We start from the raw sequence: 20,030 nt of genomic DNA, 5'->3' as shown, positions 1-20,030 counted from the left end.
CCTTTTTTCCCCCGTTTCCCCCCTTTTCTTCCCCCTGGTCTCGTGTTTCCCACCCCCCTCCCCCCCCCCCCCCCCACCACCCCCCCCCCCCCCCCCCCCCCCTCCCCCCCCCCCCCCCCCCAAGACCTCGACCCGGCCTTTCAGCAATACGGCGTGCGCGTGCCGGCCATGGTGGTTTGCCCGTGGGTGGCGCCGGCCAGCGTGCACCACGGCCTGCTCGACCATACCTCGATCATCAAAACCATCCTTATGCGCTTTTGTCGCTCGGACAACGGCGACATACCCGACATGGGGCGGCGGGTCAACGCCGCGGCGCATGTCGGCGCCTTGCTGTCGGAGTCGCAGGCGCGCCCGGCGCCGCTCATGCCCGACAGTGCCATCGCCCAGTGGGCCGCGTGGCATGTGGAAAGTTGGGGCGCGGGCCTGGCCAGCGATGCCGCTACCGCCGACGCCGCAAGCACGCTGTCGGTCGAAGAGGCGGGCGCGATCGCGGCCGACAAACACATCGCGAAAACGTCGAAGAAGGCGCTGGCGGCGAACGGCAAGGCGGCCCCGCTGTCGCTCGCCAAAAGACGCAAGAGGCGCGACAAGTCGGCGCAGCAACCCTCCCATTCCCCTGAAGCCGCCGGCGCGAAGTAAAGCGCATGGAAATATTGGTTTAAATATATTTTCTTGTCATTTTGCTGTCATGTAAAACTGTTAATTTACATACATCGCTAAAACGGCAGGGGATTTTTATGTTGACGAAGAAAATGGCCTTGGTGTGCCTTGCGGCCTGCTGGGGCATGGGCAACGCACAAGGCGTCGAACTGATCGACACGGGGGGCCGGGGCATGGCTTTTGCGGCTGTGTCTGTGGCCACTGGTGCGCCGGACTCCGATGGCGTCGGCGGCCGCCTTGCCGCCGGCGCCAATGCGGCGCCGCGGCGCCAGGCGGCGGGCGCTGCGCCGCAGTCCGCCTCCCTTGCACAGGTGCCCAATCCCTACTGCCTGTTGCTCATCGGGCTGGGCATGCTGGGTTTCACCTCCCGCGGCCAGCGCAACGACGTGTTCGCGCGCGACCCCTGAAGCCGTCTCGCCACGTCGGCTACCTTTCCCCTCGGCCATGGCTGCGTATAATGGCGCCATTCTTACCGAAGGCGAAGAGGTTGAGCGATGCAGCGAGAAATTCCCATCCAGGCCGGCCCAGTGTTTGGCGTGGTCGGCCATTCGGGCAGCGGCAAGACCACGCTGCTTGAATTTCTCGTGGCGCAACTGGCGGCGCAGGGCTTGCGCGTCAATATTATCAAGCACAGCCACCACGACCTGGTGCTGGAGCCGGCGCATAAAGACAGCGCCCGGCTGCGCATGGTTGGCGCGGCCGAGGTGTTGGTGGCGTCGCCGTTCCGCTACGCCATCGTGCATGAATTGCGCGGCGCGCCGGAGCCGACGCTGGCGCAACAGATCGCCCGCCTGGCGCCGGCCGACCTGACCCTGGTCGAAGGTTTCAAGTCGACGCCGATCGCCAAGCTTGAAGTGTTCCGGCCGGCAATGGGGCAGGCGCCGCTGTACCTGCGCGATCCGCACATTGTCGCCGTCGCCTCCGACGTGCCGGCGCCGGCCGACTTGGCCGACGGCGTGAGCTGGCTCGACCTGAACGCGCCGCGGCAGGTACTGGCTTGGTTGTTGAGCAAGGCCAGGAATTTGCCGGCGTCGTCCAGGGAAGGCTAAAGTATTTGCCGGAGCGCCCGTTAACTCCGTTAGACCTTCATTGGAGAACAGTATGGATATCACCGGTATTGCCCAGCTGGCAACAGGACTTGCGGATACGGGCACCAAGCAAGCGGTTGGCATGGCAGTGTTAAAGAAAGCGCAAGATATCCAGAGTTCGACGGCGACCGCGCTGATCGAAGCGATACCGGCGGTGCCGAACCTGCCTGCGCACCTGGGCAGCAGAATCAACACCACCGCGTAAGTCTTGCCGTAGCACTAGAAGCGAGCCGCCGTGCATCCAGCGCCCCTTTCCCGGGGCGTCGCGGCGTCGCGGCCAGCGACACCATCGTCGTCCCTTCCCCTTGTTCGACTCAACAAAACGCCCGCCGGGCCGGCGCGATCGCGTGTCGAGTAGGCCGTTTGCCGACGCCCTCACGCCGAAATATCGTACGGGACATCAGCTTTTCCAAGCCAAACTCAGTAGAATCGCTGTGTCGTCGCCGCCTAGTGGGGATGCAATCGCGAGAATATTCAATTTCTTGTGTAAGGATGGGCGAGCCGCCACGACTATACTTCAGTTGCAAAAATCTTTGCTTCCATTCATAAACATTCGACTACTACATTGGAGATATACCATGAACAAACGTCAAGCCCTGATCGCCGCCGCCCTCGCCACCGTTTGCGCCGCCGGCGTCGGTAGCGCCACGGCCGCCGCCTCCGCCTCCGCCACCGGCGACAAGGAAAAGTGCTTCGGCGTCGCCAAGGCCGGTCAAAACGATTGCGCGCCGTCCAACGGTTCGCATTCCTGCGCCGGCCAGGGAAAAACCGACATGGCCGCCACCGAGTGGAAATATGTTGCTAAAGGTACCTGTGAAAAAGCCGGCGGCAAGCTGACCGCGCCGAAGTAATCGGCGTTGTCGTTTAACCACGGGGTCATGCCAATGCCAGATACTTCCGTATTGATAGGCACAGGAGTGGGATTGCGGACCCCGCATTACCGGCAGTTCATCGAGCAGCGGCCAGCCGTCGACTGGCTCGAAGTCCACACCGAAAACTATCTCGACCAGGCGGGTTGGGACTGGCACGTGCTGTGGCAGTTGCGACACGATTATCCGATCAGCCTGCATGGCGTCGGCCTGGGCCTCGGTTCGGCGCGCGGTTTCTCCGAAGAGCACCTGGAGCGGGTCGCCAGCCTGGTCGAGCGGTGTGAACCGGCGCTGGTGTCCGAGCACCTGTGCTGGGGCGCGGTCGACGGCCGCCAGCTCAACGACCTACTGCCGTTGACGCTGAGCGAGGCCGCGCTGGCGCTGCTGTGCGAGCGGGTCGGGCGGGTGCAGGAACGGCTGAAGCGGCCGATTCTGCTGGAAAACGTGTCCACTTATCTGCGTTTCCACGACGATGCGATGAGCGAGGCCGAGTTCATGGCGGCGCTGGCGCGGCGCAGCGGCTGCGGCCTGCTGCTGGACGTGAACAATCTGTATGTGAACCAGTGCAACCACGGCGAAGACGCGCTGGCGGCGTTGGGAGCCATCGCCGTCGGCAGCGTCGGCGAAATTCACCTGGCAGGGCATCTGGTCACGCCGCGGGCGGTGATCGACCACCACGGCGACACCGTCGCCGCGCCGGTCTGGGAGCTGTACCAGGCGGCCCTGCGACGTTTTGGGCGAGTGCCGACCTTGATCGAGTGGGACACCGATATTCCCACGCTCGACGTGCTGCTGGGCGAGGCGCGCAAGGCTGCCGCGCTGGCCGCCGACTATCCGGCCGCGCGGCGCGCCGGCGCGGCCACGGCGCCAGCCGCCGGGCGCGGCCCGGCCAGCGCCGTTCTTGCCGCCGGGCAGCAAAGTTTCGCCGCCGCCCTGTTGACGGTGGCGCAACAGGAGCCGGCCCTGGCGCAATGCCGGGGGGAGGGCAATGCACACCGCCTTGCCTTGTACAGGGGCAATTTGACGGCGACGTGGACCAAGACCCTGGCGCACGCCTATCCGGTGCTGCAGATGCTGGTGGGTGAGGAGTTCTTCGGCGGCCTGGCGCGCGCCTACGGGCTGGCGCAGCCGTCCGACAGCGGCGACTTGAACCGCTTCGGCGCGCGTTTCGCTAATTTCCTGGGCGATTTTCCGCATGTCGCCCACTTGCCTTACCTGCCGGACATGGCGCGGCTGGAATGGGCCTTGCACCGGGCGTATTACAGCGCCGACGCGGCCGCTGTCGGCGCCGCCGATTTCGCCGCGGTGGGGCCGCAGCGTATGGAATCGGCGCGGCTGCGCCTGCATCCGGCGTGCACGTTACTGGCGTCGGAGTGGGCGGTCGTACCGTTGTGGCTGGCTCACCAAGGCGACGCCGCGCCGGCGTTTCCGCAGCAGATGCGGGCCGACAGCTACGCCGTGGTCGCGCGTCCGCTATGGAAGACCCAGGTGCTGCCCTTGGGCAAGGCCGAGCATGCGGCGCTGGCGCTGCTGGGCGGCGGCGGCGACTTCGGCGCCGCGCTCGACGCCGCCTTCGACATCGACGAGGCGTTCGACGTCGGCGCCAGTGTCGCACGTTGGATAGCGCACGCGGTCGTGGTCGAGATCGTCTGCGCGCACTGAGCTGTCCGGTTCACCCTTAAATTAGGCCAAACAACAATGAAAACGCTACTCGGCTACCACCAACTTTCCACCCGCTTCGACGCCGCTATCGCCGACTGGGGCGGCTCCCTGCTGAGTCTGCTAATCCGCTTTTATGTCGGCGCGCAATTCCTCAAGGCGGGGCTGAGCAAAATCGGCGACTGGAGTGCGACCTTGGCGCTATTTCGCGACGAATACCACGTACCGCTGCTGTCGCCGGAAGTGGCGGCGCTGATGGGCACGGCGGGCGAGCTGGCGCTGCCGGTGCTGTTGTTCGCCGGCTTGCTGACGCGTCCGGCGGCGTTGGGGCTGTTTCTGGTCAATGCGATGGCGGTGATTTCCTACCCGCAGCTGTTTTCCTTCGACTGCCCGGCCGCCATCAACGACCATTTTTACTGGGGTGCGCTGTTGCTGGTGATCGCGGCGTTCGGGGCGGGGCGCTTCTCCTTGGACGGTGTTCTCGGCAAGAAGCGCTGAGCGCAGACCAGGCTCGGGCCGATTGGGCAACGTGGACAGTCGGGCGGGCAGGGTGGCGGGTCGCGGCGCTCAGCCCGGACGCGCCTGCTGGAAGGCGCGCAGCAGCCGCGCTTCGCCGCTGTCGTCATGCCACAGTTCGTTGGCGACGCGGGTCGCCGCCATCATACGGTTGAGTTGGCTTTCTTCGAAGCGGACCAACTCCTCGGAGGCGGCCTGCAAGGCCACCACCAGCTTGGCCCGGGCGTGTTGATACAGCGCGCCGGTGTACTGATCCGTGTTTTTCAGCAACTCTTCAGCGTTCTCGATTACCAGACGCAAATCGCCGATCAGGCGTTCCTGGGTGTGGATTTGTTCAGGACTGTCCATTGCGTCCCCCTTCAAGCTGGTTGATATACTAACTTATAATATAAACAACAACGACGGGACGAATTTGATCAGGCGCAAATTCGCAGAAAGCCCGTGCATTTTTTCCAGCTTAAACGGTTATTTCCTAAGCGCAAGATCTACTTGGGGAAATTGCTTGCGTTACGCCAATGTCAAGCCGCCACGACGCTAATGCGCACATCGCCGACGCTGACGTTCTGCCCGGCACGGATTTTGCACGTCTTGCGCAACTCTTGCTGCCCGTCGATCCAGACCACGCCGCTGGCCACCAGCACCTTGCCGGCGCCGCCGCTGTCGCACAGCCCCACCAGCTTCAGCAACTGGTTCAGTTCAATATATTCCGACGTCAGGTCAAAGCTTACTCTTTGCATGTCTTTCCTCTGTTGCATCATTACGGGTTGGTTCCAACTGTAGCGCGATGTCGCCGGCTCGGCGCGCAGTGTACCTGAGCGCGCGCCGCGGCGGGCAATCGGCCGCCTGCCACGCCGCTCAACCCGGCCGCGTCATCTCAAGCGGGACGATCCATTGCTCGAACTGCTCGGCAGTGACGAAGCCCAGCGCCAGCGCCGCCTCCTTCAGCGTCGATCCCTCGTGCTGCGCCTTCTTGGCGATTTGCGCCGCGCGGTCGTAGCCGATGTGCGGCGCCAGCGCCGTCACCAGCATCAGCGAGCGCGCCATCAGTTCGCCGATGCGCTCCAGGTTCGCTTCGATGCCATGCGCGCAATGGCGGTCGAAACTGCGCATGCCATCGGCCAGCAGGCGCGCGCTTTGCAAGAAGTTGTGCGCAATCAAGGGTTTAAACACATTCAACTCGAAATTGCCCGATGCGCCGCCCAGCGTGATCGCGACATCGTTGCCGAACACCTGGCAACACAGCATCGTCAGCGCCTCGCACTGGGTCGGGTTGACCTTGCCCGGCATGATGGAGCTGCCAGGCTCGTTTTCCGGAATCGACAGTTCGCCCAGGCCCGAGCGTGGACCGGAGGCCATCCAGCGCACGTCGTTGGCCAGTTTCATCAACGCGGTGGCCAGGGTTTTCAGCGCGCCGTGCGCCGCCACCAGCGCGTCGTGTGCGGCCAGCGCGGCGAATTTGTTGCTGGCGCTGGCGAACGGCAGCGCGGTACGCTCGGCCAGCTCGGCGGCGATACGCCCGGCGAACTGCGGATGCGCGTTCAGGCCCGTGCCCACGGCGGTGCCGCCGGCGGCCAGTTGTAACAGCGGCGGTAGTGCCGCCTGGATAATATGCTCGGCGAAATCGAGCTGGGCCACATAGCCGGAAAATTCCTGTCCCAAGGTCAGCGGGGTGGCGTCCTGCAGATGGGTGCGGCCGATCTTGACGATGTCGGCGAACGCGGTGGCCTTGCCGTCCAGCGTGTCGCGCAACTGCCGCAGCGACGGCAGCACCGCCTGCGCCACCGCCAGCGCCGCCGCGACGTGGATCGCGGTCGGGAAAATATCGTTCGACGACTGCCCCATGTTGACGTCGTCGTTAGGATGTAACAGCCGCTCGGCGCCGCGAGCGCCGCCCATCAACTCCGAGCCGCGGTTGGCCAGCACCTCGTTCATATTCATATTGCTCTGGGTGCCGGAACCGGTCTGCCACACGGCCAGCGGAAACTCGGCGGCGTGGGCGCCGGCCAGCACTTCGTCGGCCGCCCGCGTGATCGCCAGCGCCTTCGGGGCGTCTAGCAAGCCCAGGTCCAGGTTGACCTTGGCGGCGGCGCGTTTCACCACGGCCAGCGCGGCGATCAGCTCGGGCGGCATGCGTTCGCTTGAAATATGGAAGTGCTCCAGTGAGCGCTGCGTCTGCGCGCCCCACAATTTATCGGCGGGCACCTCGATCGGGCCGAAACTGTCGCGTTCAACTCTGTTATTCACGGGCCTTCCTTTCGTCTACGGTGAGCTGGCAAGTGTACTCCAGCGGTTGAAAATTGCGTCGGGGCTACAAATCGGCGATTTCCTGCCGTTATAGCAGATACACTTCCTTCCAATACACACGACATACGAGCGACCAGCCCATGCAGCGCAGCGCCCCCTTCAGCTTGATCCGACGCGCCGCCGTCATCGCCATCGCCGCGCTGGCCTGCGCCGGTGCGGCCGCGGCCGAACTGGGCGAGCCGAGCGTGCGTTCCTACCTTGGGCAGCCGCTGGTGGCCGAGATCGAACTGACCGCGCTGGCGCCCGACGAAGTGGCGGGCCTGCAAGTGCGGCTGGCCTCGCCCGACGTCTACCGTGGCGCCAACATCAGCATGAGCCCGGTGCTGCAAACGGTGCACCTGGCCGTGGTCCGGCGCGAGCAGCGGCAATACCTGCGCGTCACCTCGCCGCGCCGCGTCGACGCCGACTACCTGCACCTGTACTTGGAACTGAGCGCGGGCGGGCGCAGCGCCGTGCGCGCCGTCACGCTCTGGCTGTCGGCGGACCCGGCGCCGGCGCCGACACCCGCCCCGGCACCGGCGCCAGTGATTGCACACGCGCCCGTGCCCGCCTCGCCGGCCGCAGCCGTCTCGGAAGCGGCGCCCAGTCCGGCCTTGGTGGCGGCGCGGGTGCGCGCCGCCATGCCCGAGCGAAGGGAACCCGCTCCCGCTCCGGTCATGGCGCGTCCGCCCAGCCATAAGCCACCCCGACAAGCCGCCGCGGCGACGGCCGTGCCGCATACCAGCGTGCCGGCGCAGATGCCAGCACCAGATGCGGCGGCAGCTTGCGGCCCCGGTTCCGCCGGCCAAGCCAAGGCTTGCCGGGTGCTGGACCAGAAAAACGCGGCGCTGACCAGCAAACTTGTTGAACTGGAAGGCAAAATAAAGATATTGCAGCGGGAACTGTTGCCGGGGCAGGCGGGGCTGAAACCGCAGCCCATCAGCGCGCTCACCCCGCTCAAGGCAAAACCCAAACCGCTCGCCGCCGCAGCCAAAAAAGCGCCGGCCACCAGCCTGATGCCGCTGGCGCTGGTGGGCGGCGGCGTCGTTGCGCTATTGTTGCTGATCGGCGCGGCGCTCTACTTGTACTGGCGTCGCAAGAAGGCGGCCGTGCCGGGTGCGCCATCCACATACTGGGTATTGCTGCGCAAACCTTTCCGCCGCAAAAAAGCCCTTGACGGCGTCGACGCAGCCGCCGTCGAACCCGTTCTGGAGGAATAAAACCTTATTTAAAAATAAATTGATTCTGAGATTCAATTGTGCGGGCCAATTCCCGAACATATAGGTTATACTGACTTCAGTGGTCTTGCACCACGACAAAAAACAGGTCAGGACCTGGCGCAGTCACCAACGATGGAGTGGCGCGACAAACAGGTTTAACGTTGAATAAACGTCCTGCCCTGGAAGCGGTTTGCGATGCCAACGATGCGCACGCGAACGCCGGATGCAACCGGCGAAGAGGCGACACCAGGAGATACCTGGTGCTCGCTCTCCAGAATTCCTCCAGCGGTATCCCCCCCAAAGAAAAAAAGCGCCCGCAGGCGCCTTCGATTCGTTAGTGCGAGTCGATTTTAGTGCTTTGCCGGCATGATGTTGGCCAGTTGCCCCATCCATGGCTCGGTGGCATCGCGCACGGCGCGGTCGTTGGCCAGGATTTGTTTCAGCAGGTCGATCTTGCGCATGCGCGGGGCGCCGCTCAGGGCCGGTACCGCGCCGGCGCCGGCGCCGCGCGCCTCGCTCGCGCATTGGCTTTCCAGTGTGCTCAGGGCGTCCCAGTCGCTCGCGCGCGCGGCCGATACCATTTGATTGGTGATGCCGGCAATATTTTCGTACATCGAAAGGACTTCGGTGGAGGTCATGAGCGCACCCGTAGCTAAAATTGAAAAAGATTACTGCTTGTCTAGGTTAGCGGCGGCGCTTTTGGAAACTTTAGGGTGTTTTTGAAAAAAGATGAAAATAATGTGAAATAATTTTGACGCGGCCGCTGGACGGCGCTGGAGCGGGGCAGGGGGGAGGAAACGGGCCGCCGCAGTCGCCGCGGCCCGCCTTGCATGCGTGGAAAGTTAGTGGACCAGTTCTTCCAGGCCGGCGCTGAGGTCGCTCAATGGCGGCATTTTCTCAATCAACAGGTCCGGCGCCAGGCCCAGCGCCTCCGCTACCTCGGTCGGATAGCATCCCGCGATTTCCTCTTCGCTCAGTTTGGCTTCGTCGACCCGGGCGCGCCAGGCGGCCAGGTGGATCACCGCCGCCATCCGGTTCAGTTCCGGCTTGTTTACCGGGTCCGGGAAGGCGCCGATGGCTTCCGAGAACGGCTCGGGGAATTTCCAACGCTTGGCCAGCTCCGCGCCGACGTCGGCGAAGCAGTAGCCCAGCGAGGCCATTTCGGCGTCGAGCCGGCGCGCGTCCAGCGGCGGGGCGATTTTGTCGAGCTGGATCGCCTGCTCCGGCATCGCCGAGTGCAGCACCAGTTGGCCGATCGCGTGCATCATGCCGATGGTGAACGCCAGGTCGGTGTTTTCGCCCGCTTGCTTGGCGATCCATTTGGCCGAGACGGCGGTGTGCAGGCTGTAACGCCAGAATTCCTTCAGGTCGAGGCCGGGCACGGCCTTGAAGCCGCTGACCAGGCCGGAGCTGATCACCAGCGTGCGCACGGTAACGAAGCCGAGCATCAGCACGGCGTCTTCGACGGTGCCGATGCTGCGCGACACGTGGTAGTACGCCGAGTTGGCCAGGCGCAGCAGTTTTGCGCTCAGCACCGGATCGGTGGACACTTTCTTGGCGATTTGGTCGGTTGAGACGCTCGCGTTGTTGAAACTGTTGATGAGCTCCTCGACTACTTTGGGAGCCGTGGGCAAGGCATGGGGGTTTTGGAAAAGCGCCTCAAGTTTCATTTTTTGGTCTCCTGTGTGTGTCCACGTTACTACCAAGAACTATATTCCGATTTGTCGCCGCAAGGCAAAAATTTGCGGCGAAATTGTGGCATTTCCGCCCGCGCGTTTTAAAGCCAGCATACCAATATATTTACCCCCTGGAAAGTTCAATTGTGCGCGCCGCGATGGCGTCGGGTTTTCCGCCCCGGCAAGCCGCCGTTCAGGGCGGGCAAAACGCAGCTTGTCGCAATGTGCGGTTTTTTTCCGGCTCCCGGCTTTATAGTTGATCTTGAGTACAAGCGTCCGCGTCATCCGCCGCATTTCCACCTAGAATCAAAAAAGGCACACCCATGCACACAGCTTTTCGATCGTTGCGGGCCGCACCGCGCAAAAACACCGTCGCGCTGGCATTCTGCGGCGCCGCGCTGGCGTTCGCGCCGGCGTTCGCCGCCGCCCAGCCGGCCCGCGCGCCGGCGCAGGCGCGCCACGCGCTACTGCCGGGCGACGATTTTTACAATTACGTCAACGGCGCCTGGATGGCCTCGACCGTGATCCCCGCCGACCGCGGCGACTGGAGTTCCTTCGCCGCCCTGTCCGAGGAAACCAACCAGCGCGTCGTCAAGCTGATCGAAGCGGCCGCGGCCGCAGGTGCGGCGGCGCCGCAACCGGCCCGGCAGGTCAGCGACTACTACCGCGCCTATCTGGACGAGGCGGCGATCGAGGCCAAGGGCATGGCGCCGCTCAAGCCGCTGTTGCAGAAAATCGACGCCCTGCGCAACAAGGTGGAACTGACCGGCGCGCTCGGCGCCAGCCTGCGCGCCGACGTCGACCCGCTCAATATGACCGATTTTTTCACCGAAAACCTGTTCGGCCTGTGGGTCGCGCAAGGCTTGACCGACTCCTCGCGCAACCTGCCCTACCTGCTGCAGGGTGGCCTGGGCATGCCCGAGCGCACCTACTACCTGTCGGACGACCCGAAAATGGCGGCCTTGCGGACCCAGTACCAGGCGCATATCGCCGCCACGCTGACGCTGGCCGGCTACGCCGACGCGCGCGCGCGCGCCAAGCGCGTGTTCGAACTCGAGCACGCCATCGCGCTGTCGCACGCCAGCCGCGAAGACTCGGCCGACGTCGTCAAGGGCAACAACGTCTGGCGCGCGGCCGACTTCGCCAACCTGGCGCCCGGCATGGACTGGGCCGCCTTCTTCAACAGCGCCGGCCTGGGCGGCCAGGACAGCTTCATCGTCTGGCATCCCAACGCCCTCAGCGGCGCCGCCGCGCTGGTGGCCGCGACGCCACTGGCGACGTGGCAGGACTTCCTGCGCTTCCACACCGTCAACCAGCTCGGCGGCGCGCTGCCGAAGGCGGTGGCGGCGCAGCGCTTCTCGTTCCACGGCCGCGCCCTGAGCGGCGCGCAACGGCAGCCGCCGCGCTGGAAGCGCGCGCTCAGCGCTACCAATGCCGCGCTGCCGGACGCGGTCGGCCAGATGTACGTCGAACGCTACGTCGCGCCGGAGTCGAAGGCGCGGGTCCAGCAAATGGTCGGCAACATCGTCGCCGCCTTCTCGCGCCGCGTCGAGCAGCTCGACTGGATGGCCCCGGCCACCAAGGCCCAGGCGCAGGAAAAGCTCAAGACGCTGTACGTCGGCGTGGCCTACCCGGAGCGCTGGAAATCCTACCGCGACCTGGAGGTGGTGCCGGGCGACGCCTTCGGCAACATGCTGCGCGCCGAGCAGCACCATTATGCCCAACAGCTGGCCAAGCTGGGCCAACCGGTCGAGCGCAGCGAATGGGCGATGCCGGCGCAACTGGTCAACGCCGTCAACCTGCCGTTGCAAAACGCGCTGAACTTCCCGGCCGCGATACTGCAGCCGCCGTTCTTCGACCCGAAGGCCTCCGACGCCGCCAACTACGGCGGTATCGGCGCCACCATCGGCCATGAAATCAGCCACAGCTTCGACGACCAGGGCGCCCAGTTCGACGCCCAGGGCCGCCTGCGCGACTGGTGGACGGCGGCCGACCTGGAGCACTTCAAGCGCGCCTCGGCGGTGTTGGCGGCCCAGTACTCGGAGTACCGGCCGTTCAAGGACCTGGCCGTCAACGGCCAGCTGACGCTGAGCGAAAACCTGGCCGACCTGGCCGGCGTGGCCGCCGCCTACGACGCCTTCAAGGCCGCGCAGGCGATACCGGAGTCGGCCGACGCCGACCGCCAGTTCTTCCTTGGCTACGCCGAAAGCTGGCGCAGCAAGGCGCGCGAGGCGACCGAGCGGCAGCTGCTCGTCACCAACGGCCACGCCCCGGCGGCCTATCGCGCCGCCACCGTGCGCAATCTCGACGCCTGGTACAAGGCCTTCGACGTCAAGCCGGGCCAGGCGCTGTATTTGGCGCCCGGCCAGCGCGTGCGCGTCTGGTAGCAAGCCGGCCCGGCGCCATCCCGCGACAGCGCGCGGCGCATCAGGCACAATGTGCCTTTGCGCCGCGCGCGCCGTCCGCCCATTTCCCCGCCATGACCGCCACCCCCGACGCTTTCGCGCACATCACCGGCCCCACGCTGGCCCACTACGAACACACCGCCGCGCAGTTTTTCGAGGGTACGCGCGACCACGACGTCAGCCAAAACATCGCCGCGCTGCTCGACGCCATCGAAGCGACCGCGCCGTACACCATACTCGACCTGGGCTGCGGCCCCGGGCGCGACCTGGCCAGTTTCACGGCCATGGGGCACACGGCGGTCGGCGTGGACGGCTCGGCCAGCTTTTGCGCGATGGCGCGCCAGCACAGCGGCTGCACCGTCTGGCACCAGGACTTCGTCAAGCTCGAGCTACCGCCGCGGCATTTCGACGGCGTCTTCGCCAACGCCTCGCTATTCCACCTGCCCAGCGCGGCCCTGCCGCAGGTGCTGGAGGCGTTGTGCGCGACGCTGAAACCCGGCGCGGTGCTGTTCAGCTCGAATCCGCGCGGACAAAACCAGGAGGGTTGGAACGGCCCCCGCTACGGCAGCTACTACGACTACGCCACCTGGGAACGCTTCATGACGGCGGCCGGCTTTGTCGCGCTCAGCCATTACTACCGGCCGGCCGGCTTGCCGCGCGCGCAGCAAGCGTGGCTGGCCAGCGTCTGGCGCAAACCCGGCTGAGCGGGAAAAATTACTTTTCCACTATGTTGGCAAGCGCACAGAACCATGCCGCTATTGCTTCTATGATTCATTCATCCGCGGCGCACCAGTGCCGCGAAGCTCGGACCGAAGTAGGTTCCATTGACAGATGTATCAACCATTTCCAAGGAGTTCATCATGAACAAGAACCAAATCAAAGGCGAAGCAAAAGACATCGGCGGCAAAATCCAGCAGGAAGTCGGCGAACTTGTCGGCAGCTCGAAGCAGCAAGCTAAGGGTGTGGCCAACCAGGTCGAAGGCAAGCTGCAAAAGCAGGTTGGGAATATGCAGGAAGCCGTTGAAGACGCCAACGAACAAGCTGTCAAAAACGCCAACAAGCAACGTTAACCTTGTTTGCCGCGCCCGCGCTGACGCGCCCGGCGAGGATGAAAAAACAGCCGCGATGTGCGGCTGTTTTTTTTCGGCTGCGTTTTCCAGCGTGGATTATGGCTGTCCGCCGCCGAGGTTTTTCTTGAAAAACGCCTCGATGGTCGCATACACGTGGCGCTGGCCGGCGCGCGACGAGATGCCGTGTTTCGCGCCCGGATACGTCATCAGGTCGAAGTGTATGCCGCGGTTGACCAGCGCGTCGATCATGCGCGTGGTGTTGGTGAACAGCACGTTGTCGTCGGCCATGCCGTGCACCAGCAGCAGCGGCGAGCGCAGCCCGTCGAGGTGGGCGTACACGCCGGCGCTCTGGTAGCCGGCCACGTTGTTTTTCGGCGCGTCCATGAACTGCTCGGTGTAGTGGGTGTCGTACAAGGCCCAATCCGTCACCGGCGCCACCGACACGCCCGTCGCGATCTTGTCGGACGCCGCCGCCAGCAGGCGCAGCGTCATAAAGCCGCCGTAGCTCCAGCCGAACACGCCGATGCGCTTGGCGTCGACAAAACTCTGCCGGCCCAGCCAGTCGATACCGACCAACTGGTCGGCCACCTCGGCCGCGCCCAGGTTGCGGTAAATCGCGTCGGTGAAGACGCGTTCGCGGCGCGACGAGCCGCGGTTATCCAGCCGGAACACCACGTAACCCTGCTGCGCCATGTACTGGTCGAAGTGGTTACCCCAGCGCCGCGCCACGTGCTGCGCGTGCGGCCCGCCGTAGGTCGACAGGAACACGGGGTAGCGCTTGAACGGGTTGAACTTGGCCGGCTTCAGCAGCGAGTAGTGCAGGCTCTGGCCGTCGGCCGCCTTCAGCGTGCCGTACTCGGTCGGCAGATGGTTGGCCTGGTATTTGCCGTACGGGTGCTCGGCGCTCAGCGCGTTCTGCTCAAGCCAACCGACCATCGAACCGTCGGGGCGGCGAATGCTCACCTGCGGCGGCGTGTCCGGGTCGGAGAAGGTGTCGACGAAGACCTCGCCGTTGCGCGCGAACGCGGCGTCGTGCCAGCCGTCGCCCTGGGTAATGCGCGCCGGCTGGTCGGCCGTGCCGCCGTCCAGCGCCAGCGCGTAGGTCTGCTTGTCGATCACCGCGTCGCGGTTCGAGGCGACGAACACGCGGCCGGCTTTTTCGTCGACCGCCAGCACATTGTCGATGCCCCATTCGCCGCTGGAAATCGGGTGCAGCAAGCGGCCGTCAAGGTCGTACAGGTACAGGTGGTTGCGGCCGCTGCGCTCGGACGACCAGATGAAGGCGTCGCGCCCGCTCAGGAAGCGCAGGTCGTCGTGGATGCTGACCCAGGTCTTGGAGGTTTCGGTGATCAAGACGCGCTGCGCCAGCGTGGCGGCGTCCACCGACACCAGTTCCAGGCGCTTCTGGTCGCGCGTCTGGCGTTGGAACAGCAGGGCCTTGCCGTTGGCGCTCCAGTCGGCGCGCACCAGGTAAATGTCCTGCTCGGCGCCCAGCTCGACCTGGCGCCGCGCGCCGGTTTCCGGCGAAACGATCAGCAGTTGCACCAGCACGTTCGGGTCGCCGGCGGCCGGGTAGCGCTGCTCGACGACGTCGGTGCGGTCGGCGAAAATCTCGAAGCGCCGCACCACCGGCACCGGCGCCTCGTCGTAGCGTTTGTAGGCGATCGCCGAATCGTCCGGCGCCCAGTAATAACCGGTGCGCTGGCCCATCTCTTCCTGCGCCACGAACTCCGCCTCGGCGTTGTGGACGGTGCCGGCGCCGTCGCTGGTCAGCTGGCGCTCCCGGCCGCTTTCCAAGTCGATCACGAACAGGTTCTGCTCGCGCACGAAGGAGACGTAGCGGCCCTTCGGCGAAATTTTCGGATCGAGCACATTGCCCGCCGCGACCAGGCGCGCCGCGTCCGGCTTGGCGACGTCGACCAGGTACAGGTTGCCGCCCAGCGGCACCAGCAGTTGCTTGCCGTCCGGCGACCAGCTATAGCTGAGGATGCCGTTCAGGCTGGAGGTGCGGTCGCGTTCGCGGCGCGCCTTCTCCTGCTCCGACACCGTCTCGTTCGGCACCAGCGCCGTCGAATCGACCAGCAAATGCGCGCGCTTATCCTTCAGGTTGAATTCCCACAGGTCCAGCTGGAACTGGTTGTCGGGGCGGCCGCGCAGGAAGGTCACGCGGGCGCCGTCGGGCGACACTTTCAGATTGCGCACGCCGGGACCGGCCAGCGCCGGGTCGGCGTGGATACGCTCCAGGGTCAGGCGCTCGGCGCCGGCGGGGGCGCTGGCCAGGGCGGCCAAAAAACACAGAATAAAGCGCATGGATATCTCGGTGAGGGTGGACGGGGTACGGCCCAACAAGGCTGTGGGCCGTGCGCAAGACGATACCAGAGCGCGATGCTTTAAGCGATAGCCCGGGATTCGGAATAAGCCGGGAAAAGCCGTGCATCGTTCGGCAAGGCGGGGCAGAGCCGCCGGGCCGTGCCGCCACAACGCCGCCCGCGGCGCCTACGCCCCCAGCGTGCCGTCGATTACCGTCACCGAATGCCCGCCTATCCACGGCTGGCCGTCGCGATAGCGCACCGCCACGCGGCCGTCGCGCTGCAGCAGCGCGCCCTGGCGCGCGCTGTACGCGCGTGCCGACGCGGCGCCGTCCGGAAACCCCTGCGCCTGTAGCACGCGGGCGATGCAGGCGTTGGCGCTGCCGGTGACGGGGTCCTCGATCAGCGCGCCTTGCTCGACCAGCAGCGCCCGAACCTCGTAATCGGCCGGGCCAGCTGCGCCATAAGGGCCGTAAATGGCCACGCCGTCGACCTCGCAACGCCGCATCAGCCCGGCCAGCGCGGCGGCGTCGGCGCGCACCTCCAGGCAGGCCTGGGCGCTCGCCATGCGCGCGACCAGCCAGCGAATGCCCATGTTCGCCAGCACCGGCGGCGTCGCCGGCGACGGCGTTAGCGCGGCGCCGGCCAGCGCCGCTTCGAGCAGCGCGCGGTGGTTCGGATCGAAGGGCCGCAGCTCGGCGGCGGGCGCCTGGAACGCCAGCGAGCCATCCGCCGCCATGTCGATTTGCACCAGGCCGACGCCGCATTCCTGGACGATGCGCGCGCCGGCCTTCGGCCGCATGCCCGCTTCGAGCAGGGCGTGCGCGGTGCCCAGCGTCGGGTGGCCGGCGAACGGGAACTCGGTCTGCGGCGAGAAGATGCGCACGCGGTAGTCGGCGGCCGGGTCGCTGGCCGGCAGCACGAAGGTGGTTTCGGACAGATTGGTCCAGCGCGCGATGGCCTGCATCTGCGCGTCGCCCAGGCCGTCGGCGTCGAGGATCACCGCCAGCGGATTGCCCTTGAACGGCGCCCGGCTGAATACGTCGACTTGCTTGAAACGGCGCATCTCTGCCATTGTGGACTCCTGATAGTGGGGGGATACAGTGCGGGGATACGCCGAATTTACGTGGCGACCTTGGGGCCGGAGCCGGCGCCGCGTCCGGCCGCGGCCGCCGGCTCGGCCTCCGCCTCGCGCATGCAGCGCAGCGACAGGCGGTTTAAATACCAGGTCAGCAGCAGCGCCGCCACCGTCAGGCCCAGCACCAGGCCGATCCAGAAGCCGCTGGCCGCCATCGGCGCGGCCGGCGCCCACGGCAGGCCGGCCGGCGCCAACCCCAGCACGTAGCCGAGCGGCAGCGAGACGCCCCAGAACGCCAGTAGTTGGATCAGCATCGCCGGGCGCGTCACCTTGTAGCCGCGGATCGCGCACGAGGTCGCCACCTGGGTGGCGTCCGACAGCTGGAAAATGGCGGCGAACAGCAGCAGTTGCGCGCACAGTTGCTGCACCGCCGGGTCGGACGTGTAGGCCTGCGCGATCTGGTGGCGGAACAGCGTGATGCCGATGGCCGACAGCACCGCCGCCGCCAGCGCCATCGCCACCCCGATCCAGGAGACGAAGCGGGCCTTGCGCGGATTGCCCTCGCCGATGGCGTGGCCGACCCGGGTTACCAGGGCGATGCCGAAGGTCAGCGGGACCATGAACACCACCGACGAGAAGTTCAGCGCGATCTGGTGCGCCGACACCTGCACCACGCCGTAGCGCGCCACCAGCAGGCTGATGACGCCGAAGGCGCTGACTTCGGCGAAGTAGGTCACGCCGATCGGCAGGCCGAGGCGCAGCATGCTGCCGATCTCCGGCCAGTGCGGCCATTCCCAGTGCGTGAACGGATAGGTGGCGCGGTAGGCCGGCGCGTGGCGCATCCACAGCAGCATCGCCGCCAGCATCAGCCACATGCAGGCGCTGGTGGCGACCGCGCAGCCGACCCCGCCCATTTGCGGCAGGCCCCAGTGGCCGTAGATCAGCAGCCAGTTGATCAGCACGTTAAGCGCCAGCGCGCCCAAGGCGATCACCATCACCGGCTTGGTCTGGTTGATGCTGGTGCTGTAGCCGTACAGCGCGCGGTAGGCCGCCAGCGCCGGCAGGCCGGTGCTGATGATGTGCACGAACAGCGAGGCCTTGGCGTTCACCTCGTCGCTCAGGTACAGGTGGTCGAACACCACGGTGACCAGGTTGGCCAGCAGGCAGCCGGCCAGGCCGACGCCGAGCGCCTTCCACATCGACTGGCGCACGATGTGCGGCACGCGCTCGATGCGGCCGGCGCCGAACTCGTGGGCGACGACGGAATTGATCGCCATCATGATGCCGGTGATGGTGACCAGCACGATCGACCAGATCGACGCGCCCAGCGACACCGCCGCCAATTCCTCGGCGCTGGCGTGGCCGCTCATGGCGACGTCGGCCACGCCCATGCCGACGGTGGCGAGCTGGCCGATGAGCATCGGCCAGGCCAGGCGCCACAGGGCGGACGCTTCGGCGCGGATGGCGGATAATGTGAAGGCGGTGGTGTGGGGCATGGCGCTCGAGCTTGACGAAACCGCCAATTCTACGGGAAATGGCGCTTGTATAAAATTATTACAATTGCATGTAGGCGAAACCGCGCGCCGGCGCGTTGCTGTCGCAAGCGTATTGACGACATCGTTTTACAATAAATCGGGAGAACCCACATGAACATCACACTGAGCGGCGCGCTGCTGCTGGGCGCCGCCCTCTTCGGCCAGGGCGCCGCGCAAGCGGGCGAATTGTCGCTGTACACGCACAGTAATTTCAACGGCCGCGAGGTGACCTTGCGCGGCGCCACGCCGGACCTGTCGGAGCTGGGCTTCAACGACCGCGCCTCGAGCATGCGGGTGCGCTCGGGCCGCTGGGAAGTGTGCGTCGACGCCGACTTCAGCGGCGGCTGCACCGTGGTCGAGCCGGGCGAGTACCCCACCATGGAGCGCTTCAACGACCAGATCTCGTCGGTGCGCGAGCTGGGCGGGCGCGACGGCGGCCGCGGCCACGGCCACGGCGGGCGCGAGCGGCACGGCCGGCGCGGCATGCTGGAGTTGTTCAGTGTGCCCGACTTGCGCGGCGACTCGACCCGCGTCGTGCGCGACACCGGCGATTTCAATGAAATCGGCTTCAACGACCGCGCCTCCAGCCTGCAGGTCGAGGAAGGCAGCTGGCAGTTGTGCAGCGACGCCGACTACCGCGGCGTCTGCCGGGTGTTCGAGCCGGGTGCTTACCGCGACGTTGGCCGCGAGCTGAACGGACGCGTCTCGTCGGCGCGCCTGGTCGACGACGGCGGCCGTGACGGGCGCGACGAGCGTGGGCGCGACGACTGGCGCGGCCGCGGCGACGAGGCGCCGGTGGTACTGTTTGAGCACGGCGACATGCGCGGCCGTCCGGCGCCGCTGTTGCGCGACGCGAGCAACTTCGGCGAGTTTAACTTCAACGACAAGGCCGGCTCGATCGTCGTCAACGCGGGCCAGTGGGAGTTCTGCGAACACGCCGAGTTCGGCGGCCGCTGCGTGGTGTACGGCCCGGGCCGGTATCCGCGCCTGGACGGCATGAACAAGCGCATCTCGTCGGCGCGCCGCGTGCGCTGAAAAACCAAGGGCGTTAAAACCCGGGCCAGAGCCTCGGGGTCCGATCCCGGGCCGACGTCCTTGGTGTCGATTGCTTCAGTTGGCCCCGTTTTTACCGCCAGCGTTGCGCTGGCGCGCGCCCGCATCGTTTACACTGGCTTGACCATACCGCCATGGCAATCGGCCCGCGCGCGGGCGAACCTGAGGAGCGCAGCATTGGAATACAAGGACTACTACAAGACCCTGGGGCTGGAGAAGGCCGCCACGGAAGACGAAATCAAGAAGGCCTACCGCAAGCTGATCCGAAAATACCATCCGGATGTCAGCAAGGAGGCCGACGCCGACAAGCGCACCAAGGAATTGAACGAGGCCTACGGCGTGCTGGGCGACGCCGACAAGCGCGCCGCCTACGATGAGTTGGGGCGCGGCCAGCGCCCCGGCCAGCCTTTCCGCACGCCGCCGGACTGGCCGTCCGGTTTCGACCCGTCCGGCAGGACCGGCGCGGCCGGCGACGACGACTTCTTCTCCGACCTGTTCGCCCACCTGGGCGGGCGCCGCCGGGGAGAGGGGGGCGTAGGGAGGGGGGGGGGAAGCGGACGCCGCACTACCAGCCAACCTGGGGAAAGGGCGAGGAGAGGCAAACGGGAA

At 66.0% G+C, this 20,030-nt stretch carries 22 protein-coding genes; 13 read left to right on the top strand and 9 right to left on the bottom strand.

The genetic code is table 11. From position 1 onward, the window contains the following. The 7 genes from ACFDR9_RS21270 to ACFDR9_RS21240 form a co-directional block, all read left to right on the top strand. A partial coding sequence (locus ACFDR9_RS21270; protein ID WP_409032266.1) for an alkaline phosphatase family protein occupies nucleotides 1-639 on the top strand: 639 nt, incomplete at its 5' end. Nucleotides 640-737: 98 nt separating this feature from the next. Beyond that, nucleotides 738-1,067 (top strand): hypothetical protein, encoded by a 330-nt coding sequence (locus ACFDR9_RS21265; RefSeq protein WP_409032265.1) that lies wholly within the window; start codon nucleotides 738-740, stop codon nucleotides 1,065-1,067. An 87-nt stretch (nucleotides 1,068-1,154) separates the two neighbouring features. Then, nucleotides 1,155-1,709: a molybdopterin-guanine dinucleotide biosynthesis protein B gene (gene mobB, locus ACFDR9_RS21260; RefSeq protein WP_026133370.1), complete on the top strand. Its 555-nt coding sequence runs from the start codon at nucleotides 1,155-1,157 to the stop codon at nucleotides 1,707-1,709. A gap of 52 nt (nucleotides 1,710-1,761) precedes the next feature. Continuing rightward, on the top strand, nucleotides 1,762-1,953 hold the full coding sequence (locus tag ACFDR9_RS21255; protein WP_026133371.1) for a YjfB family protein: 192 nt from the start codon (nucleotides 1,762-1,764) through the stop codon (nucleotides 1,951-1,953). Nucleotides 1,954-2,326: 373 nt separating this feature from the next. Further along, on the top strand, nucleotides 2,327-2,599 hold the full coding sequence (locus ACFDR9_RS21250; RefSeq protein ID WP_409032264.1) for a DUF2282 domain-containing protein: 273 nt from the start codon (nucleotides 2,327-2,329) through the stop codon (nucleotides 2,597-2,599). A gap of 33 nt (nucleotides 2,600-2,632) precedes the next feature. Continuing rightward, nucleotides 2,633-4,279, top strand: a complete 1,647-nt coding sequence (locus ACFDR9_RS21245) for a DUF692 family multinuclear iron-containing protein (protein ID WP_409032263.1) — start codon at nucleotides 2,633-2,635, stop codon at nucleotides 4,277-4,279. 36 nt (nucleotides 4,280-4,315) lie between these two features. After that, a complete protein-coding gene (locus tag ACFDR9_RS21240) occupies nucleotides 4,316-4,774 on the top strand; it encodes a DoxX family protein (protein ID WP_409032262.1) in 459 nt (152 codons plus the stop codon). Between the two features lie 69 nt (nucleotides 4,775-4,843). On the opposite strand, the gene ACFDR9_RS21235 is transcribed toward ACFDR9_RS21240, so the two are convergent. From ACFDR9_RS21235 to fumC, 3 genes are all read right to left on the bottom strand, one after another. Beyond that, a complete protein-coding gene (locus ACFDR9_RS21235) occupies nucleotides 4,844-5,140 on the bottom strand; it encodes a hypothetical protein (RefSeq protein ID WP_017878786.1) in 297 nt (98 codons plus the stop codon). Between the two features lie 170 nt (nucleotides 5,141-5,310). Continuing rightward, nucleotides 5,311-5,529, bottom strand: a complete 219-nt coding sequence (locus ACFDR9_RS21230) for an RNA-binding S4 domain-containing protein (RefSeq protein ID WP_017878787.1) — start codon at nucleotides 5,527-5,529, stop codon at nucleotides 5,311-5,313. A gap of 118 nt (nucleotides 5,530-5,647) precedes the next feature. Beyond that, nucleotides 5,648-7,036, bottom strand: coding sequence for a class II fumarate hydratase (gene fumC, locus ACFDR9_RS21225; RefSeq protein ID WP_409032261.1), 1,389 nt, complete (start codon nucleotides 7,034-7,036; stop codon nucleotides 5,648-5,650). Between the two features lie 140 nt (nucleotides 7,037-7,176). On the opposite strand from fumC, the gene ACFDR9_RS21220 reads away from it, so the two are divergent. Next, the gene (locus ACFDR9_RS21220) at nucleotides 7,177-8,295 is read left to right on the top strand and encodes a FimV family protein (protein WP_409032260.1); all 1,119 of its coding nucleotides are present in this window, start codon (nucleotides 7,177-7,179) and stop codon (nucleotides 8,293-8,295) included. 350 nt (nucleotides 8,296-8,645) lie between these two features. Here the strand turns inward: ACFDR9_RS21220 and ACFDR9_RS21215 are convergent, their stop codons facing one another. The 3 genes from ACFDR9_RS21215 to ACFDR9_RS21205 all read right to left on the bottom strand — a co-directional run bounded on the left by ACFDR9_RS21215 (nucleotide 8,646) and on the right by ACFDR9_RS21205 (nucleotide 10,256). Next, nucleotides 8,646-8,933: a flagellar protein FliT gene (locus tag ACFDR9_RS21215; RefSeq protein WP_409032259.1), complete on the bottom strand. Its 288-nt coding sequence runs from the start codon at nucleotides 8,931-8,933 to the stop codon at nucleotides 8,646-8,648. Nucleotides 8,934-9,137: 204 nt separating this feature from the next. Then, a complete protein-coding gene (locus tag ACFDR9_RS21210; RefSeq protein WP_026133374.1) occupies nucleotides 9,138-9,965 on the bottom strand; it encodes an HDOD domain-containing protein in 828 nt (275 codons plus the stop codon). A 39-nt stretch (nucleotides 9,966-10,004) separates the two neighbouring features. Continuing rightward, a complete protein-coding gene (locus ACFDR9_RS21205) occupies nucleotides 10,005-10,256 on the bottom strand; it encodes a hypothetical protein (protein ID WP_409032258.1) in 252 nt (83 codons plus the stop codon). 38 nt (nucleotides 10,257-10,294) lie between these two features. On the opposite strand from ACFDR9_RS21205, the gene ACFDR9_RS21200 reads away from it, so the two are divergent. From ACFDR9_RS21200 to ACFDR9_RS21190, 3 genes are all read left to right on the top strand, one after another. Beyond that, complete coding sequence (locus ACFDR9_RS21200; RefSeq protein ID WP_409032257.1) at nucleotides 10,295-12,358, top strand: M13 family metallopeptidase; 2,064 nt, start codon at nucleotides 10,295-10,297, stop codon at nucleotides 12,356-12,358. Between the two features lie 92 nt (nucleotides 12,359-12,450). Then, complete coding sequence (locus ACFDR9_RS21195) at nucleotides 12,451-13,080, top strand: class I SAM-dependent methyltransferase (protein WP_409032256.1); 630 nt, start codon at nucleotides 12,451-12,453, stop codon at nucleotides 13,078-13,080. A gap of 156 nt (nucleotides 13,081-13,236) precedes the next feature. Then, nucleotides 13,237-13,446, top strand: a complete 210-nt coding sequence (locus ACFDR9_RS21190; protein ID WP_409032255.1) for a CsbD family protein — start codon at nucleotides 13,237-13,239, stop codon at nucleotides 13,444-13,446. A gap of 96 nt (nucleotides 13,447-13,542) precedes the next feature. Here ACFDR9_RS21190 and ACFDR9_RS21185 read toward each other — a convergent pair whose 3' ends face one another. The 3 genes from ACFDR9_RS21185 to ACFDR9_RS21175 all read right to left on the bottom strand — a co-directional run bounded on the left by ACFDR9_RS21185 (nucleotide 13,543) and on the right by ACFDR9_RS21175 (nucleotide 18,329). Beyond that, nucleotides 13,543-15,756 (bottom strand): alpha/beta fold hydrolase, encoded by a 2,214-nt coding sequence (locus tag ACFDR9_RS21185; RefSeq protein ID WP_409032254.1) that lies wholly within the window; start codon nucleotides 15,754-15,756, stop codon nucleotides 13,543-13,545. A gap of 186 nt (nucleotides 15,757-15,942) precedes the next feature. After that, a complete protein-coding gene (locus tag ACFDR9_RS21180) occupies nucleotides 15,943-16,830 on the bottom strand; it encodes a PhzF family phenazine biosynthesis protein (RefSeq protein ID WP_409032253.1) in 888 nt (295 codons plus the stop codon). A gap of 47 nt (nucleotides 16,831-16,877) precedes the next feature. After that, nucleotides 16,878-18,329 carry an MATE family efflux transporter gene (locus ACFDR9_RS21175; protein ID WP_017876999.1) on the bottom strand — a complete coding sequence of 484 codons (1,452 nt, stop codon included), beginning with the start codon at nucleotides 18,327-18,329 and terminating at the stop codon, nucleotides 16,878-16,880. A gap of 150 nt (nucleotides 18,330-18,479) precedes the next feature. Here ACFDR9_RS21175 and ACFDR9_RS21170 point away from each other — a divergent pair, with 150 nt between their 5' ends. Both ACFDR9_RS21170 and ACFDR9_RS21165 read left to right on the top strand, forming a co-directional pair. Next, complete coding sequence (locus ACFDR9_RS21170) at nucleotides 18,480-19,403, top strand: beta/gamma crystallin-related protein (RefSeq protein ID WP_409032252.1); 924 nt, start codon at nucleotides 18,480-18,482, stop codon at nucleotides 19,401-19,403. A gap of 195 nt (nucleotides 19,404-19,598) precedes the next feature. After that, nucleotides 19,599-20,030, top strand: a 432-nt coding sequence (locus ACFDR9_RS21165; RefSeq protein ID WP_409032251.1) for a DnaJ domain-containing protein, incomplete at its 3' end; no start/stop codon positions are given.

The organism is Janthinobacterium sp. CG_23.3, assembly GCF_046115965.1.
Lineage (GTDB): Bacteria > Pseudomonadota > Gammaproteobacteria > Burkholderiales > Burkholderiaceae_D > Janthinobacterium.
Note: the sequence above shows the minus strand (reverse complement) of the source record. Positions and strands in the feature narration are given on the sequence as shown.